Annotated in this window: 14 protein-coding genes; 9 read left to right on the forward strand and 5 right to left on the reverse strand. The window is 61.0% G+C overall.

Annotated features, from left to right (window positions below; all coding sequences use genetic code 11):
- Positions 1 to 13: 13 nt before the first annotated feature.
- On the reverse strand, positions 14 to 1,378 hold the full coding sequence (gene eat, locus NTD87_RS03330; protein ID WP_262111852.1) for an ethanolamine permease: 1,365 nt from the start codon (positions 1,376 to 1,378) through the stop codon (positions 14 to 16).
- 404 nt (positions 1,379 to 1,782) lie between these two features.
- Here eat and kdpF point away from each other — a divergent pair, with 404 nt between their 5' ends.
- The 6 genes from kdpF to NTD87_RS03360 all read left to right on the forward strand — a co-directional run bounded on the left by kdpF (position 1,783) and on the right by NTD87_RS03360 (position 9,802).
- Positions 1,783 to 1,872: a K(+)-transporting ATPase subunit F gene (kdpF, locus tag NTD87_RS03335; RefSeq protein WP_093421975.1), complete on the forward strand. Its 90-nt coding sequence runs from the start codon at positions 1,783 to 1,785 to the stop codon at positions 1,870 to 1,872.
- A gap of 8 nt (positions 1,873 to 1,880) precedes the next feature.
- Positions 1,881 to 3,590 (forward strand): potassium-transporting ATPase subunit KdpA, encoded by a 1,710-nt coding sequence (kdpA, locus tag NTD87_RS03340; protein ID WP_262111857.1) that lies wholly within the window; start codon positions 1,881 to 1,883, stop codon positions 3,588 to 3,590.
- A 17-nt stretch (positions 3,591 to 3,607) separates the two neighbouring features.
- Entirely contained in the window at positions 3,608 to 5,680 is a 2,073-nt protein-coding gene (kdpB, locus tag NTD87_RS03345) for a potassium-transporting ATPase subunit KdpB (RefSeq protein ID WP_262111890.1), read from the forward strand.
- Positions 5,681 to 5,735: 55 nt separating this feature from the next.
- Positions 5,736 to 6,281, forward strand: a complete 546-nt coding sequence (gene kdpC, locus NTD87_RS03350; protein WP_262111859.1) for a potassium-transporting ATPase subunit KdpC — start codon at positions 5,736 to 5,738, stop codon at positions 6,279 to 6,281.
- A gap of 130 nt (positions 6,282 to 6,411) precedes the next feature.
- Positions 6,412 to 9,063: a sensor histidine kinase gene (locus NTD87_RS03355; RefSeq protein ID WP_262111861.1), complete on the forward strand. Its 2,652-nt coding sequence runs from the start codon at positions 6,412 to 6,414 to the stop codon at positions 9,061 to 9,063.
- 49 nt (positions 9,064 to 9,112) lie between these two features.
- A complete protein-coding gene (locus NTD87_RS03360; protein WP_262111863.1) occupies positions 9,113 to 9,802 on the forward strand; it encodes a response regulator in 690 nt (229 codons plus the stop codon).
- 31 nt (positions 9,803 to 9,833) lie between these two features.
- On the opposite strand, the gene NTD87_RS03365 is transcribed toward NTD87_RS03360, so the two are convergent.
- On the reverse strand, positions 9,834 to 10,871 hold the full coding sequence (locus NTD87_RS03365) for a patatin-like phospholipase family protein (protein WP_262111865.1): 1,038 nt from the start codon (positions 10,869 to 10,871) through the stop codon (positions 9,834 to 9,836).
- A gap of 225 nt (positions 10,872 to 11,096) precedes the next feature.
- Here NTD87_RS03365 and NTD87_RS03370 point away from each other — a divergent pair, with 225 nt between their 5' ends.
- From NTD87_RS03370 to NTD87_RS03380, 3 genes are all read left to right on the forward strand, one after another.
- A complete protein-coding gene (locus NTD87_RS03370) occupies positions 11,097 to 11,375 on the forward strand; it encodes a hypothetical protein (protein WP_262111867.1) in 279 nt (92 codons plus the stop codon).
- 96 nt (positions 11,376 to 11,471) lie between these two features.
- On the forward strand, positions 11,472 to 12,239 hold the full coding sequence (locus tag NTD87_RS03375; RefSeq protein WP_262111869.1) for a CHAD domain-containing protein: 768 nt from the start codon (positions 11,472 to 11,474) through the stop codon (positions 12,237 to 12,239).
- A gap of 288 nt (positions 12,240 to 12,527) precedes the next feature.
- The gene (locus NTD87_RS03380) at positions 12,528 to 13,325 is read left to right on the forward strand and encodes an acyl-CoA thioesterase (protein WP_262111871.1); all 798 of its coding nucleotides are present in this window, start codon (positions 12,528 to 12,530) and stop codon (positions 13,323 to 13,325) included.
- 5 nt (positions 13,326 to 13,330) lie between these two features.
- Here the strand turns inward: NTD87_RS03380 and NTD87_RS03385 are convergent, their stop codons facing one another.
- From NTD87_RS03385 to NTD87_RS03395, 3 genes are all read right to left on the reverse strand, one after another.
- Complete coding sequence (locus tag NTD87_RS03385; RefSeq protein ID WP_262111872.1) at positions 13,331 to 13,693, reverse strand: Mpo1-like protein; 363 nt, start codon at positions 13,691 to 13,693, stop codon at positions 13,331 to 13,333.
- Between the two features lie 231 nt (positions 13,694 to 13,924).
- Positions 13,925 to 15,406 carry a methyl-accepting chemotaxis protein gene (locus NTD87_RS03390; protein WP_262111873.1) on the reverse strand — a complete coding sequence of 494 codons (1,482 nt, stop codon included), beginning with the start codon at positions 15,404 to 15,406 and terminating at the stop codon, positions 13,925 to 13,927.
- Positions 15,407 to 15,515: 109 nt separating this feature from the next.
- Positions 15,516 to 16,322, reverse strand: coding sequence for a TatD family hydrolase (locus NTD87_RS03395; protein WP_262111875.1), 807 nt, complete (start codon positions 16,320 to 16,322; stop codon positions 15,516 to 15,518).

Below are 16,322 nucleotides of genomic sequence, written 5' to 3' on the forward strand. Positions count from 1 at the left end.
CTTCATCACCTCATCAAAGACCGGTCAGCATCGCATCGGCCGGGGCGTCGGCACGCAGTTGCGCAGTCAGCAGGAAATAGACAAAGCCGACCGCCATGAAGCCGAGGAAGATCGCCCCGATCAGCGTGTTGAACCAGGCCATCGCCACCAGGCAGACCACCGCCAATGCCAGGGCAATCGCTGGAACCAGTGGATAGCCGGGCGCACGGAAAGTACGTTCCAGGTTTGGTTCGGTCTTACGCAATTTGAACAGGCTGAGCATGCTCATGATGTACATCACGATGGCGCCGAACACCGACATGGTGATCATCGCGGCGGTCAGGGTCATGCCTTGCAGATTGACCAGGCCGTCACTGTAGATCGCCGCGATCCCGATCAGGCCACCGGCGATGATTGCCCGGTGCGGTGTCTGGAAGCGGGACAGTTTGGCCAGGTACGCCGGCAAGTAACCGGCGCGGGCGAGGGCGAAGAACTGTCGCGAGTAACCCAGGATGATCCCGTGGAAACTCGCCACCAGCCCGAACAGACCAATCCACACCAGCATGTGCAGCCAGCCGGAGCGTTCACCGACCACGGTTTTCATCGCTTGCGGCAACGGGTCGTTGATGTTCGCCAAGGTCCGCCAGTCACCGACGCCACCGGCAAGAAACATCACGCCCATGGCCAGTAACACCAGGGTCAGAATGCCGCTGATGTAGGCCTTGGGAATCGTGCGTTTCGGGTCCTTGGCTTCTTCGGCGGCCATGGCCGCACCTTCAATGGCGAGGAAAAACCAGATCGCAAAGGGAATCGCCGCAAACATCCCGGCGATTGCCGGTGCACCGAACACATCAGAACCGGCCCAGCCATTGAGGGCGAAGTTGCTGAAGCTGAACGCCGGGGCGACCACGCCCATGAACACCAGCAGCTCGGCGACGGCCAGCACACAGACCACCAGTTCGAAAGTCGCCGCCAGTTTCACGCCCAGGATGTTCAGGCCCATGAACACGATGTACGCGCCGACCGCCGCGTGCTTTGGATCGAGGGCGGGGAACTGCACGTTCAGGTAAGCGCCAATGGCCAGGGCAATGGCCGGCGGGGCGAAGACGAACTCGATCAGCGTCGCCAGGCCGGCGATCAGCCCACCTTTTTCACCGAAGGCGCGGCGGCTGTAGGCAAAAGGTCCACCCGCGTGAGGGATGGCCGTGGTCAGTTCGGTGAAACTGAAAATGAAGCAGGTGTACATGGTTGCGACCATGAATGAGGTCACCAGAAAACCGAGCGTCCCGGCCACGCCCCAGCCGTAGCTCCAGCCAAAGTATTCGCCGGAAATCACCAGCCCGACCGCGATGCCCCATAAATGCAAGGTACCCAACGTGGGTTTGAGTTGTGTGTTCATGCGTTTCTCCCTGAACGATTTGGAAAAGCTCGGGGAGGGCGTGTGCAGTGGGCGTGCCATATCGGTTTTGTGCGTCGTAAAGTGCAGAAAGCTGTCGTATCGAGGATGTTCGCTGCGGGATGCGCGCATTTTTGTGCGCCAGTTGGGAGCGGCGGTACCTGTTATGCCGCCTTCGCGAGCAAGCTCGCTCCCACATTTGGAATGCATTCGCCCATACAACACTGATCCCCTGTGGGAGCGAGCCTGCTCGCGAAGAGGCCCGTCAGAGCACCGCTGTAACACCGGCATAAAGCCACTCTTTACGCTTTCTTTATGCCATGCCCAGCCCCTCGCACTCGTTCCTTTACAGCCTTCTGCGGACAATTGCGCCACACGCGGCAGTCGCCGTACGACGGAGAAATTCCATGAGTGTTCTGGACGGGGTGTCCCTGCTGTTGGCGGTGGGACTGTTCATTTATCTACTGGTTGCGCTGTTACGCGCGGACCAGAACTAGGAGCGGCTATGCACAGTTATGACTATTGGCTGATCCTCGCCTTCTTCGCCGTGGTGCTGATTCCGGCGCCGTTTCTGGGGCGGTTCTACTACAAGGTGATGGAAGGCCAGCGTACCTGGCTGACGCCGATCCTCGGGCCAGTGGAGCGCGGTTGTTATCGCGTGGCCGGGGTCGACCCGCAAAGCGAACAGAGTTGGCAGAAATACACCCTGGCGTTACTCGCGTTCAACCTCTCGGGCTTTTTGCTGTTGTTCGCGATCCTGTTGTTCCAGGACTACTTGCCGCTCAACCCGCAAAAACTGCCGGGTCAGGAGTGGACGCTGGCGTTCAACACCGCCGTCAGTTTCATGACCAACACCAACTGGCAGTCCTACAGCGGTGAAGCGTCCCTCAGCTACCTCAGCCAAATGGTCGGTCTGACCGTACAGAACTTCGTCAGCGCCGCTACCGGCCTGGCTGTTCTGGTTGCTTTGTGTCGCGGTATCGGCCGCAAATCGGCACAAACCCTGGGTAACTTCTGGGTCGACATGACCCGCGCCACCCTCTACGGCCTGCTGCCGATATGCCTGCTGCTGGCGCTGTACCTGGTTTGGCAGGGCGTGCCGCAAACCTTCGCCCATTACGTAAACGCGCTGACGATGCAAGGTGTGGATCAAGTGATTCCGCTAGGGCCAGCAGCCAGCCAGATTGCTATCAAACAACTGGGCACCAATGGCGGCGGTTTCTTCGGGGCCAACTCGGCCCATCCGTTTGAGAACCCAACGGCTTGGGCCAACCTGTTCGAAATGGTCTCGATCATTCTGATCCCGGTCGCCCTGGTGTTCACGTTTGGTCATTACGTGAAAGACCAGCGCCAGAGTCGGGCGATCATCGCTTGCATGCTGGCGTTGTTCCTGATCGGCGGTGCTACGTCAATGTGGGCCGAGTATCAGCCGAACCCAACACTGAACAATATTGCCGTCGAACAGACCGCGCCGCAGGAAGGCAAGGAAGCGCGTTTCGGCACCACGGCGTCTGTGCTCTGGTCGGTGACCACCACGGCGGCGTCCAACGGCTCGGTCAATGCGATGCATGACAGCCTCAACCCGCTGACCGGCATGGTCGCGCTGGTCAACATGATGGTCGGCGAAGTGATCTTCGGCGGCGTCGGTGCCGGGCTCTACGGCATGCTGCTCCACGTGTTGGTCGCGGTGTTCCTCGCCGGCTTGATGATCGGCCGCACTCCGGAATACCTCGGCAAGAAACTCCAGGCCAAGGAAGTCAAGTTGCTGGTGGTGACCTTGCTGGTGATGCCGGTCGGCGTGCTGGTGCTCGGTGCGATCGCGGCGAGCCTGCCTGGCCCGGTGGCTGCGGTGAGCAATCCTGGCGCCCACGGTTTCAGCCAGTTGCTGTACGCCTATACCTCGGCCAGCGCCAACAATGGCTCTGCGTTCGGCGGTTTCAGTGCCAACACCGCGTTCCATAACCTGATGCTCAGCCTTGGCATGTTGCTCGGCCGCTTCGGTTACATCCTCCCGGTACTGGCGTTGGCCGGCAGCCTGGCGATGAAGAAAACCGCGCCCATCGGCCAGAACAGCTTCCCGACCCATGGCCTGCTGTTCGTGACCTTGTTGACGATGGTCATTCTCCTGGTGGGTGGCCTGAGCTTCCTGCCGACCCTGGCATTGGGTCCTATTGCGGAACACTTGAGTTTGGCTGCTTTTGGGCTGAAGAGCTGAGGGAATTGATGATGAATATGCCCGTTCGCGTATCGAAAAAACCGGCGCCACAACCGGTCCTGGCCCAACCTGTCGAGCAACCGAAAACCGCGATCTCGGCCCTGTGGCGGCCGGCGCTGGTACAAGCCTTTGTCAAACTCGACCCACGGCAATTAAAGCGCTCGCCGGTGATGCTGGTGGTCGAACTGACCGCGATCCTCACCACTGTGCTGTGCTTCATTCCAGATTCCGCGGTGCCGACCTTCGTCGCGGCGCAAATCGCCCTCTGGTTGTGGTTCACCGTGTTGTTCGCGAACTTCGCTGAAGCCCTGGCGGAAGGTCGCGGCAAGGCTCGCGCCGACAGCCTCAAGGCAGGCAGCGAAGGCCTGAGCGCTCGCCGTAAAAAAGTCGATGGCAGTTTTCAAATGGTGCCGGCCACCACACTGCGCAAAGGCGATATCGTCCGCGTCGAAATCGGGGAGATGATCCCGGGTGATGGCGAGGTGATCGAAGGCATCGCAGCGGTCAACGAAGCAGCAATTACCGGTGAGTCCGCGCCGGTGATTCGCGAGTCCGGCGGCGACCGTTCGGCCGTCACCGGCAACACCCGGCTGGTGTCCGACTGGTTGCTGGTGCGCATCACCGCCAACCCTGGCGAGTCGACTCTGGACCGCATGATCGCGCTGGTTGAAGGCGCCAAGCGCCAGAAAACCCCGAACGAAGTGGCGCTGGATATTCTGCTGATCGGCCTGACCATGATCTTCCTGGTGGTGGTCGTGACCCTGCAACCCTTCGCCCACTACGCCAACGGCAGCCTGCCGCTGGTGTTCCTGGTCGCGCTGCTGGTGACGCTGATTCCAACCACCATCGGCGGTTTGTTGTCGGCCATCGGTATCGCCGGCATGGACCGTCTGGTGCGGTTGAACGTGATCGCCAAATCCGGCCGGGCGGTAGAAGCGGCGGGCGACGTGCACGTGTTGCTGCTGGACAAGACCGGCACTATCACCTTCGGTAACCGTCGTTGCACCGCGATCTACGCAGCGCCTGGCGTCAGCGCCAAGGAACTGGCCCAAGGTGCGTTGTTCGCCTCGCTATCCGACGACACGGCCGAAGGCAAGTCGATCGTCGAGTACCTGCGCGGACTTTATCCACAGGCTGAGCCGGCCGCTGATGCACTGACCGTTGTGCCATTCAGCGCCGAAACCCGCTTGTCCGGTGTTGACTACCAGGGTCGCGTCTATCGCAAAGGTGCGGTGGATTCGGTGTTGGCTTTCGTCGGCCTGACTCGCGCCGATATGCTGCCGCCGATGTCCCGGGAAATCGACAAGATCGCCCAGAGCGGTGGTACGCCGTTGCTGGTGTGTGCCGAGGGCAAGTTGCTCGGTGCGATTCACCTCAAGGACGTGGTCAAGCCGGGCATTCGTGAGCGTTTCGCCGAGCTGCGCAAGCTGGGGATTCGCACAGTCATGGTGACCGGCGACAACCCGCTGACTGCTGCGGCGATTGCTGCGGAAGCCGGTGTGGATGACGTGTTGGCCGAAGCGACACCGGAGAAGAAACTCGCACGCATTCGTCACGAGCAGAACGACGGTCGTCTGGTCGCCATGTGCGGTGACGGCGCCAACGACGCACCGGCGCTGGCCCAGGCTGACGTTGGTATGGCGATGAACGACGGGACGCAGGCGGCACGCGAAGCGGCGAACATGGTCGACCTCGACAGCGACCCGACCAAGCTGCTGGACGTGGTGCAGATCGGTAAAGAACTGCTGGTGACCCGTGGCGCGCTGACGACCTTTTCCATCGCCAACGACGTGGCCAAGTACTTCGCGATCCTGCCGGCGCTGTTTGCCTCGATCTACCCGCAACTGGGCGTGCTGAACATCATGCACCTGACCAGTCCGCAGAGCGCGATCCTCTCGGCGATTGTGTTCAACGCCTTGATCATCGTCGCGCTGATCCCGCTGGCGTTGCGCGGTGTGCGCGTCCAGGCGGCGAGTGCTGCGCACCTGCTGCGTCGCAACCTGCTGATCTACGGCGTGGGCGGCATCGTGGTGCCGTTCGTGGGTATCAAGTTGATCGACATGCTGCTGACTGCCTTGCACCTGGTGTAACTGCTGTACGCCGCGCCCGAGGGTGCGGCGTTTTACCTGAATTGAGGATTCTATGATGTCCACTATGATCCGTCCGGCCTTGAGCCTGCTTGTTCTGATGACCCTGATCACCGGCGTCGCTTATCCGCTGGTGGTAACCGGTATCGCCCAGGTGGCGTTCCCCGACCAGGCCAATGGCAGCCTGGTGCGTGACGCCGATGGCAAGGTGCGTGGCTCGTCCCTGATTGCCCAGGATTTTGTCGGTGACGCATGGTTCCACCCGCGCCCTTCGGCGGGTGCTTTCGCAACGGTGTCGAGCAGTGCGAGTAACCTGTCACCGAGCAATCCGGCACTGGCGACCCGGGTAATCGACGACGCCAACAAACTGCTGGTGCCAGGGCAAGGGCCGGTGCCATTGGCGTTGCTGACCACTTCGGCCAGCGGTCTTGATCCGCACTTGCCACCGGCGGCAATTGCCTATCAACTGGCACGCGTTGCCGCGGCGCGTGATTTGCCGGTGTCTACGCTGCAGCAGTTGCTGGACGCCCACATCGAGCAACCGTTGGTTGGTCCGCCGGTGGTCAATGTGCTGGAACTGAACATCGCGCTGGAAAAACTGTAAAACAGTGCAGCCGCCAATCGCGAGCAAGCTCGCTCCCACAAGGTCGGTGATGAACCTGTGGGAGCGAGCCTGCTCGCGAAATGGTTTTGCAATCACCACCTGAACAACAGACGAATTGAGACTTTCAAGCATGAGCGATTCCGGCCGCGCCGACGCACTGTTAGCTGATTTACCCCGCGATGGTCGTGGCCGGCTCAAGGTTTTTCTCGGTGCTGCCCCCGGTGTCGGCAAAACCTACGCCATGCTGCAAGCTGCCCATACCCAACTGCGCCAGGGCGTGAAAATCATTGCCGGGGTGGTGGAAACCCACGGTCGGGCGGAAACCGAAGCGCTGCTCGGTGGCTTGCCGCAGCAGCCGTTGGTGCGCTCCGAATACCGTGGCGTAATGCTTGAGGAAATGGACCTCGATGGCCTGCTCAAGGCCAAGCCGAAACTGGTGCTGGTCGATGAACTGGCCCACAGCAATGCGCCGGGCAGCCGCCATGCCAAACGCTGGCAGGACATTCAGGAGTTGCTGGCGGCGGGCATCGACGTATTCACCACGGTCAACGTCCAGCACCTGGAAAGCCTTAACGATCAGGTGCGCGGGATCACCGGCGTGCAAGTGCGCGAAACCCTGCCGGACTGGGTGCTGCAAGAAGCTTATGAACTGCTGCTGATCGACCTGCCGCCGCGCGAATTGCTTGAGCGACTGCGTGACGGAAAAGTCTACGTGCCCGAGCAGGCGCGAGCGGCGATCGATGCATTCTTCACCCAAACCAACCTCACGGCACTGCGCGAACTGGCGATGCAAACCGCAGCCGCGCAGGTCGATGACGACTTGAGTCGCGGCTATCGACAGCTGGGCCAGGCGGCGCCGGCCGTGCGCGGTCGTTTGCTGGTGGGGGTCGACGGCGATGCTCAGGCTGAGCGTCTGGTGCGTCACGCCAGTCGGGTCGCGCAGCGTCGGCATTTGCCGTGGAGCCTGGTGCATGTGGACAATGGCAGCGTACGCGACGAGCAATCGCGACTTCGTCTGCAAAGCGCTCAACAACTGGCTGAACGGCTGGGCGGCGAGGTGGTGTTGCTGCGCGCCGGTGAAGTCGCGAAAACCCTGATTCAACACGCCGCCGAACGCCGCGCCAGTCTGGTGCTGGTGGGGCAGTCGCATCAGCGTTTGCGTCGTCGATTGTTCGGCGGTGGCCTGGCGTCACGCTTGTTGCGCAATGCCAGAGGGCTGGAAATCAACGTCCTCGACAGCGATGAAGAACAGTACCAACCGCGTCAGCGTTCGGCGCATTCGCTGGTCTGGTTCGATTATGTGCTGGCGTTTTTGGCGACGGTGTTGGCCACCGGTTTGGCCTGGGCGGTGTCGAGTGTCCTGCCGCTGCCGAACATTTCGCTGGTGTTCCTCGCGGCGGTGTTGCTGGTGGCAGTGCGCAGCAGCCTGGGGCCGGCACTGGCGTGTGCCGCGTTGTCATTTCTGACCTACGATTTTCTGTTCATTCCGCCGACCTTCTCTTTTGCGATTCAGCGTGAAGAAGACGTACTGACGCTGCTGTTTTTCCTGCTGATGGCCGCGCTCACCGGTAACCTCGCTGCGCGCCAGCGGCGACAGTTAGAGGCCTTGCGCGATACTCAGGAAGAAACCAGCGAACTGCTCGATCTGTCGCGCAAACTCACCGCCGCTACCGACCGGCAAGCAGTGGTCAGCGCGGCGGCACAGCATCTGGTGGGTTGGAACGATCTGCAGTTGTGCCTGCTCAACCGCGACGGGCAGGGCGACTGGAAGGTCGAAACCGGCGCTCCGGTGCTGTTTTCCGAAGCCGAGCGCGCCGCCGCCGATTGGGCCTGGCAGCACGATCAACCGGCCGGTATGGGCACCGGCACCTTACCGTTCGGTCGCTGGTGGTGGTGGCCGTTATCGGTTGAAGACGGGCCGTTGGGCTTGCTGGGCGTTTGCCCGAAAGAGGGCCAACAGCTCAGTGGTCAGCGACGGCGCTTGCTGACCGCGTTGAGTCAGCCACTGGCTCAAGCACTAGCCCGTGCTCAGTTGGCCGAAGACCTGGAAGCGGCGCGTCTGCACGGTGAAACCGAACAACTGCGCAGCGCGTTGCTGGCCTCGGTGTCCCACGATTTGCGCACGCCTTTGACGTCCATGCGCGGCAGCATCGACAGCTTGCTGGCGCTGGGCGAGGCGATCCCGTTGGAGGATCGCCGTGAGTTGCTGGAAGGCACCCGCGATGAAGCCGAGCGGCTCGATCGCTACATCCAGAACCTGCTGGACATGACGCGACTGGGGCACGGCGCGTTGAAGCTGGCGCGGGACTGGGTGTCGCCGGCGGATATCGTCGGCAGTTCGCTCAACCGTTTGCGCGCCGTGCTGGCGCCGTTGCAAGTGAGCGCCGATGTGCCGAGCGAGTTGCCATTGCTGTATGTGCACGCGGCGTTGATCGAGCAGGCCCTGGTGAATGTGCTGGAAAACGCCGCGCGCTTTTCGCCGGCCCATGGCCGCTTGCAACTGAGTGCCGGAGTCACTGACAGCGAGCTGTTTTTTTCGGTGAGTGATGAGGGCCCGGGCATTCCCGAAGAGGAGCGCGCGAAGATCTTCGATATGTTCTACACCGCCGCCCGTGGTGATCGGGGCGGGCAGGGCACCGGGTTGGGGCTGGCGATCTGTCAGGGCATGGTCGGCGCCCATGGCGGTCGGATCAGCGTCGCTAACGGCATCGAAGGACGCGGCACCTGCATCACCATCCATTTGCCCTTGCAGGAGCAACCAGGCTTTGAAAGTGAAGCCTGACGCTGCGTGAGCTACTCTCTTGCCACTTCTTTATTGCTGATTTGAAACCATGAGCCAGACCACGACCATTTTGGTCATTGACGATGAGCCGCAGATCCGCAAATTCCTGCGCATCAGCCTGGCCTCCCAGGGCTACAAAGTACTTGAAGCCGGCACCGGTACCGAAGGCCTGGCCCAGGCCGCGCTGAACAAACCGGACCTGCTGGTGCTCGACCTCGGCCTGCCCGATATGGATGGCCAACAGGTGCTGCGCGAATTCCGTGAATGGTCGACGGTGCCGGTGCTGGTGTTGTCGGTGCGTGCCAGCGAAGGGCAGAAAGTCGAGGCGCTGGATGGCGGCGCCAACGACTACGTGACCAAGCCGTTCGGCATTCAGGAGTTTCTGGCGCGGATCCGCGCCTTGTTGCGGCAGGCACCGGCGGGTGAAGTCCAGGAAGCAGCGCTCGCGTTCGGCCCGTTAACGGTCGATCTGGCGTATCGGCGAGTATTGCTGGACGGTGCCGAAGTGGCGCTGACCCGCAAGGAGTACGCGGTGCTGGCACAATTGGCGCGCCATGCCGGGCGGGTCATCACCCAACAGCAACTGCTCAAGGACATCTGGGGGCCGACCCATACCGAAGACAGCCATTACTTGCGGATTGTCGTCGGGCATCTGCGCCAGAAGCTGGCGGATGACCCGACCCGACCGAGGTTTATCCTGACCGAGGCGGGGGTGGGGTATCGGTTGCTTGATACCTGATCGTTCCCACGCGTGGGAACGAGGCGGGCACTCAATCGCGCTCATTCTCATACCGATCCAGCGTATCCCGGGCAATCTCCCGCCCCAGTGCGATCAGCTCCGGCGCTTTGTAGAACTCGAAAAACCGACACACCCGCTTGGGCACGTTGATCACGATGTCCGGTGGATAACCGGCGATCTTGTACTGCGCCAATGACGTTTGCATCACCTCGAAACTCTGGTTGATCAAGTCCAGCAACGAGGCCGGGCCAACGTTGTCGATGATAAATGAGCCGGTGGCAGATTTTGGCGTACCGACGGCTTCCGGTGCAGCGGCAGGTTGCTGCAATTCGGGTTCAACGGATTCGAGCCAGGGGTTGATTTCTGCGGCTTCACTGCGCAGCGCTTCCTGTTCCAGAAGCAGCAATTGTTCTGCCTGTTTGCGGCGGAACGGCAGGCGCGAACCGAGGGAGTTGATCAGGCTGTCAAAGCGGCTTTTGAACGCGGGAGGGCGCTGGATCACCGGCAGTTGATAGTGTCTCTGGTTGGTCGAGTTGAGGTTGACCGCGATGATCAGATCGCAATGACTCGAGACCACCGGAACAATCGGCAGAGGATTGAGCAGGCCACCGTCCACCAGCATGCGGTTGCCTTGCATGACCGGGGTGAACAGGCTCGGAATCGCCGCCGAGGCGCGCATCGCCTGGTGCAGGCAACCTTCCTGGAACCAGATTTCCTGCTGGTTGGTCAGGTCGGTGGCCACGGCCGTGTAGGGGATGCGCAGGTCTTCGATGTTGATTTCGCCAACGATCTTGCGAATCTGCCCGAAGACTTTCTCGCCGCGTATCGCCCCGAGACGAAAGCTCACATCTACCAGGCGCAGCACATCGAGGTAGTCCAGGCTCTCGATCCAGTCGCGGTAGTCGTTGAGTTTGCCGGCGGCGTAGATACCGCCGACCACGGCGCCCATGGAGCAACCGGCGATACAGGCGATGTCATAACCGCGCCGTTCGATTTCTTCGATGACCCCGATATGGGCGTAACCCCGGGCCCCGCCTGAGCCCAGCACCAATGCGACACGCTTTTTCATGACTCGCCCCCTTCGACACACAGGTGTCAACAATGCACCCATCGAAGGGGGGCTTCAATCGTACTGTTCGATGGGGTAGCCGTGAGGGTCGATTTTTCGACACTCAATGACGGCACATGGGTATTCTCGCTGACGCTATAGTTTTCATGGATGGGCTGAGGCACTTTTTGTGGCGTTGACCGTCTTACCCTGCACGTTTGTTTTTTATACCTCGAGGAATCATTGATGAAAGCCTGGATCTGTCTGCCATTGATCGCGTTAGCACTTGCCGGTTGCGCGGGTAAATCCGCCTACCGCGACAGTTGCGGTAGTCAACTGGACGCCGCCTGGCATGAGCTGGACATCGCCAAGGCTGAAGGTTTCGCTGGCACCGTGAGTTATTCCAAGGCTTTGTCGTTGTTGACCGGGGCCAAGACCCAGCAGCAGTTCGAAGCCTACGAGGGCTGCACCAGCAAGGCCGAGAAGGCGCGCTTCTATATTCGCGAATCCCGCGCCGGGCGTTGAGCCTGCAATGACCTGGCGCAATGCCGGCCCAAGGTTTTACGGCTAACATGGACGTAAGCTTGCGTTCTGATGGTGCTAGTCACTTTGGAGAAGGCGATGTCTGCGTTGGTCGATCGGTTGGTGGCTCAGGTGTTGGGGCTGGACGTGCGTTTGCTGGCCTGTCAGGCGCGTCTGAACGCCAGCACCGACGCTGAGGCGCTGCATGACTTGCGCACGACGGTTCGCCGTCTGCGCAGCCTGTTACGGCCATTGCGTGGTTTGCCTGGTGTCGAGCAACTCGAAGCGGCAGCGGCGGGTGTCGGGAGCCTGACGACACCGTTACGCGACCGTGAGGTATTGGCGGCGTACTTGCTGGCGCATGGTCAAGCGGGCGCGGCCAAGCACCGAATGGTGCAAATGGCACAAGCCTATCCGGCCGTGGCGGGCAGCCCGGAACTGGCGCAGCTGTTGATGATACTCGACGCCTTTCCGCGCTTTCTGCGCGCTTCCCAGCATCAAAGCTTGCTCAAGAGGTTGCGTGCACGCATCGAGAAACGCCTGGCCAAGCAATGGGAAGCGCTGGATGTGGCGTTGCACGATCCTGCGCATGACCGCCATCGTCTGCGTCTGCTGATCAAACGCGTGCGCTATGCGATTGAAGCCTATCCCGAACTGGACCGCTTGCCCGAGGCGGCCATGCCACGCCTCAAGTCTGCACAAGAAGCCCTCGGCGACTGGCACGACTGCTGGCAATGGCTGGCCCGTGCCGAGCATGAGCCCGATTTGTTGCCTTGCGTGGCGGTCTGGCGGGTGACCATGGCCGAGGCTGAAGGCCGCGCCGATCGGGTGCTCGACAAACTCAGCTCTGCCTGCTTCAAACCCTAGAACACAATCCGCTTTTTGTAGCAGTTGGCGAAGCCTGCGTTCGAGCGCGCAGCGGTCGTAAAATCAGGCAATGTGTTCTTTCAGGAAAACCGCGTGTGCAGGATAGGCGAGGACTGCGTCCGAACGCGGCCCGCCTCTAACGCAGCCTCGCGGGCTCGACAGCTGCTACGGATCGATATTCGTCGCAGACGGCGGCCTATCTGTCAGTCTCTTTGGCCGGAATAAGCGCTGCACAGGCGCTGCTGGCTGGTTAAGATCCTTCAATCCTTTCCCAGCCTTGAGGTTTTCATGCGCTTTTCCGATTTGCTCGACGCCGTGCGCAGTTCACCGCATGAACTGTCTATTCCGGCAGAGTGGGCTCAGGGCCGCGCCAGTTTCGGTGGTTTGGTCGCGGCTTTGCAGTACGAGGCCATGCGCGCGAAAGTCCCGGCGGATCGCCCGGTGCGTTCGTTGGCGATCACCTTTGTCGGCCCGGCCGAACCCGATGTACCCATCCGCTTTGAAGTGGAGGTGCTGCGCGAAGGTAAAGCGGTCAGCCAGGTGCTGGGGCGAGCCTTGCAGAACGGCCAGGTGGTGACCCTGGTTCAGGGCAGCTTTGGCGCTTCCCGTCCTTCGGAAATCGAGGTGGTGGCTGAGCCCGCGCCGGAAATGAAACACTGGGATGACTGCCAGGAACTGCCCTACATCAAAGGCGTGACTCCCGAATTCATGCGCCACCTGGCGATGCGTTGGAGTGTCGGCGGTTTGCCGTTCACCGGGAATAAATCCCGGGATATGGGCGGTTGGGTACGCCTGCGCGGCGATGTCAAAGAGGAAGCGGTCACCGAGGCGCACATTCTGGCGCTGGTGGATGCCTGGCCGCCGGCGTTGTTGCCGCACCTGAAGAAACCGGCAGCGGGCAGTACCCTGACCTGGACCATCGAATTCGTTCAGCCGTTGCAGGCGTTGAGTACACTGGACTGGTGCAAGTATCTCGTGGAAATCGAACATGCCCGTGACGGTTATGGGCACGCGGCCGCTGCACTGTGGAGTGCTGAAGGGCAACTGATTGCGTTGAGTCGGCAGACGGTGACCATTTTCGCGTGAGGCCTTTAGCGGTGGTGGCGTTTGCGCCAGGCGCGCCACCAGCCGCCGCTGAGAACAAAGCGTGGAAATGTCAGGAATTGTTCGACCAGTAAGCGCGACACGGCATCTTTGCGATCACTGAACGGTTCGGAGGCTTGAGCCTCCAGACTGTGCCCGTGGCGTTGCAAACCGAGCGCGGCGAGCAGGCCGACGACCCCAATGGCCACGCTCGGAAAACTCAGGCTGAACACCCCGGAAACCATCAGCAGAAACGCCACGATAAACAGCGGCACGGCAATCAGGTGCAACACCAGATTGGTCGGGTGCTGGTGGTTTTGCGGGTAGGCGCGCCATTGCCAGGCGGGAAGGTTGGGGTGACGTTTGCCCATGAAGATAATCCTCTATCGGTGTTGAACACATGATTGGAGAATAGGTGGGGCAATCGCAGGCGGCGAATCAAGGTTGGCTATCGAAGTGATAGGGGGTCATGGTCAATATTGATATTGACTGACCTGACGCTATCGCGAGCAGGCTCGCTCCCACAGTGAATATGTGTCATGCCCAAGTTTCATGGTCACTGAAAATCACCTGTGGGAGCGAGCCTGCTCGCGATGGAGCCCTTAAAGTTTCAACTGTCCGATCGCCTTGCTCAACTCGCCGGCCAGCGTCGCTAGCTCATTGCTGGTAGTGGCCGAGTCCACAGTCTGTTGCACGGTGTTCTCGGTGACGTCACGGATGCTCACCACCGCACGGTTCATCTCCTCTGCCACCTGGCTCTGTTGTTCCGCCGCCACGGCAATCTGTGTGTTGCTTTCGCGCATCTGCGCCACCGCACCGGTGATTTCCGCGAGCGCAGCGCCAGCCTCCAGAGCTTGCTGCACACAGTCGTCGGCCTTGAACGAGCTCTCCTGCATGAAGTCCACCGCATCCCGTGTACCGGCTTGTAGCGCCGAGACCATCGTGGTGATTTCGTCGGTAGAGGTCTGCACGCGCTTGGCCAGATTGCGCACTTCATCGGCGACCACCGCAAAGCCGCGGCCCATTTCCCCGGCACGCGCGGCTTCGATGGCGGCGTTCAGGGCCAGCAGATTGGTTTGCTCGGCGATGCTGTGAATCACGCTGACCACACCGTTGATTTTTTGGCTGTCTTCGGCGAGACGTTGAATCATCTCGGCGGTTTGCTGCACCCCGGTGGAGAGCCCGGCGATGGATTTTTGTACCCGGCTGACCACCTCCTGACCACTGCCGGCCAGGGTGTCGGCGGTTTGCGAGAGGTCGCGAGTGGCGCCGGCATGTTGAGCGATGTGATAGACCGTGGCCGACATTTCATTGATAGCCGTGGCGGCCTGATCGGTTTCGCTTTGTTGGCCGAGCATGCCGTGGCGTACGTCGTTCATGCTGGCGGCCAGACGCGCCGCGCCGACGTCCAGTTGGCGGGCAGTATTGGCCACGGTGTTGACCACGCGCTGGTAGCCAGCCTGCATGGCATTGAAGGCGCTGGCCATCTGACCCACTTCATCGGAGCAGGCCAGCGGCACACGAGCCGACAGGTCACCGGTTTTCTCGACGTGGAGCATCACATCCTTGAGGGTGTTGAGCTGGCTGAGCAGGAAGCGGATCAACAGTTGCGAGGCACCGAGCATCGCCAGCATCAGGATGAGTACGGCCGCCGCATAGTTGGTAAAACGTTCGCCGAACACCTGGCTCAAACTCGGGCCATAGGCCAGAACAGCGATGTGCTCGCCATTGGCGCGTATGACCACCTCCGCGCCGATTAATGGATTGTCGCCAAACAGCGGCATGTCATTGATTTCGACCCAGCCGTTGGCGTCGCTCAACTCTGGCAATGACTGCTCGTTAACGGTTGGCATCTGGCCTTTGCTGAAACTCAACAAATGCTCGGCCCTGGGCAAGGTCTGGCCGGCTGGCCAGGCGCTGATCAGCTGCGCTTGAGCAACGGCCGACTGCTGTAACGCCTGGCTGCGGGCTTGTTGTTCAAGTTGCACGGCATACAGCACTAACAGCAGGGTCGTGACAAAGGCGACCGCGTTGACCGCCCAGAATTTGTATTTCAGCGAGATGTTGCTAAGCCAGGCACCCATGGAGGTCTTCTCTGATAGCGGAAACAGCATTGGCAAGGTGCCAGCATTGTGCCGCTACTCAACGAAGGGACATTTGATGTGGATCAATGAGCAACGTGGTGTCGCGAGTTCAATCAACCGACGGCAAGGCAAAAAATGCCCGCGAACACGCCGTGCTGTGGGCCGCTACGTCCTCCAGGCTTTCGCCGCGATGCAGTGCCACTTCACGCAACACTTCGGTCAGGTACGCCGGCTCATTGCGACCGTTCTTCGGCTTCGGGCGCAGGCTACGCGGCAACAGGTACGGTGCGTCGCTTTCGAGCATCAAACGCCCACGCGGAATCTCGCGGACCAGCGGATGCAGGTGAGTGCCGCGGCGTTCGTCACAGATCCAGCCCGTGATGCCGATATGCAGGTCGAGGTCCAGATAGCTGAACAACGCCCGCTGCTCACCGGTAAAGCAATGCACCACGGCGGCTGGCAACTGGTCGCGAAAGTCACGCAGAATTTCCAGCAGGCGCTGGCTGGCGTCACGTTCATGGAGGAACACTGGCAGTTGCAACTCGACCGCCATTGCCAGGTGCTCTTCTAGGACTTTTTCCTGTTGCGGACGGGGCGAGAAGTCGCGATTGAAATCCAGTCCGCATTCGCCGACCGCACGCACGTTTGGCTCTTTGAGCAAACTGCGTAAACGCTGAGCGCTGTCGGCATTCCAGTCACTGGCCGAATGCGGGTGGATACCGGCCGTGGAGAACAGCCGCTGCCCGGTTTCGTCCAGTTGCTGGCACAGTTCCAGGGCCTGTTCGCTGCCCTCGACACTGGTGCCGGTCAGCACCAACTGGCAGACGCCAGCGGCATAAGCGCGGTCGAGTACCGACTGGTGTTTGCCGGCGAAACTGGGGTTGGTCAGGTTGACGCCGATGTCGATGAGTTGCAT

It is taken from the genome of Pseudomonas sp. 6D_7.1_Bac1, assembly GCF_025465945.1.
Lineage (GTDB): Bacteria > Pseudomonadota > Gammaproteobacteria > Pseudomonadales > Pseudomonadaceae > Aquipseudomonas.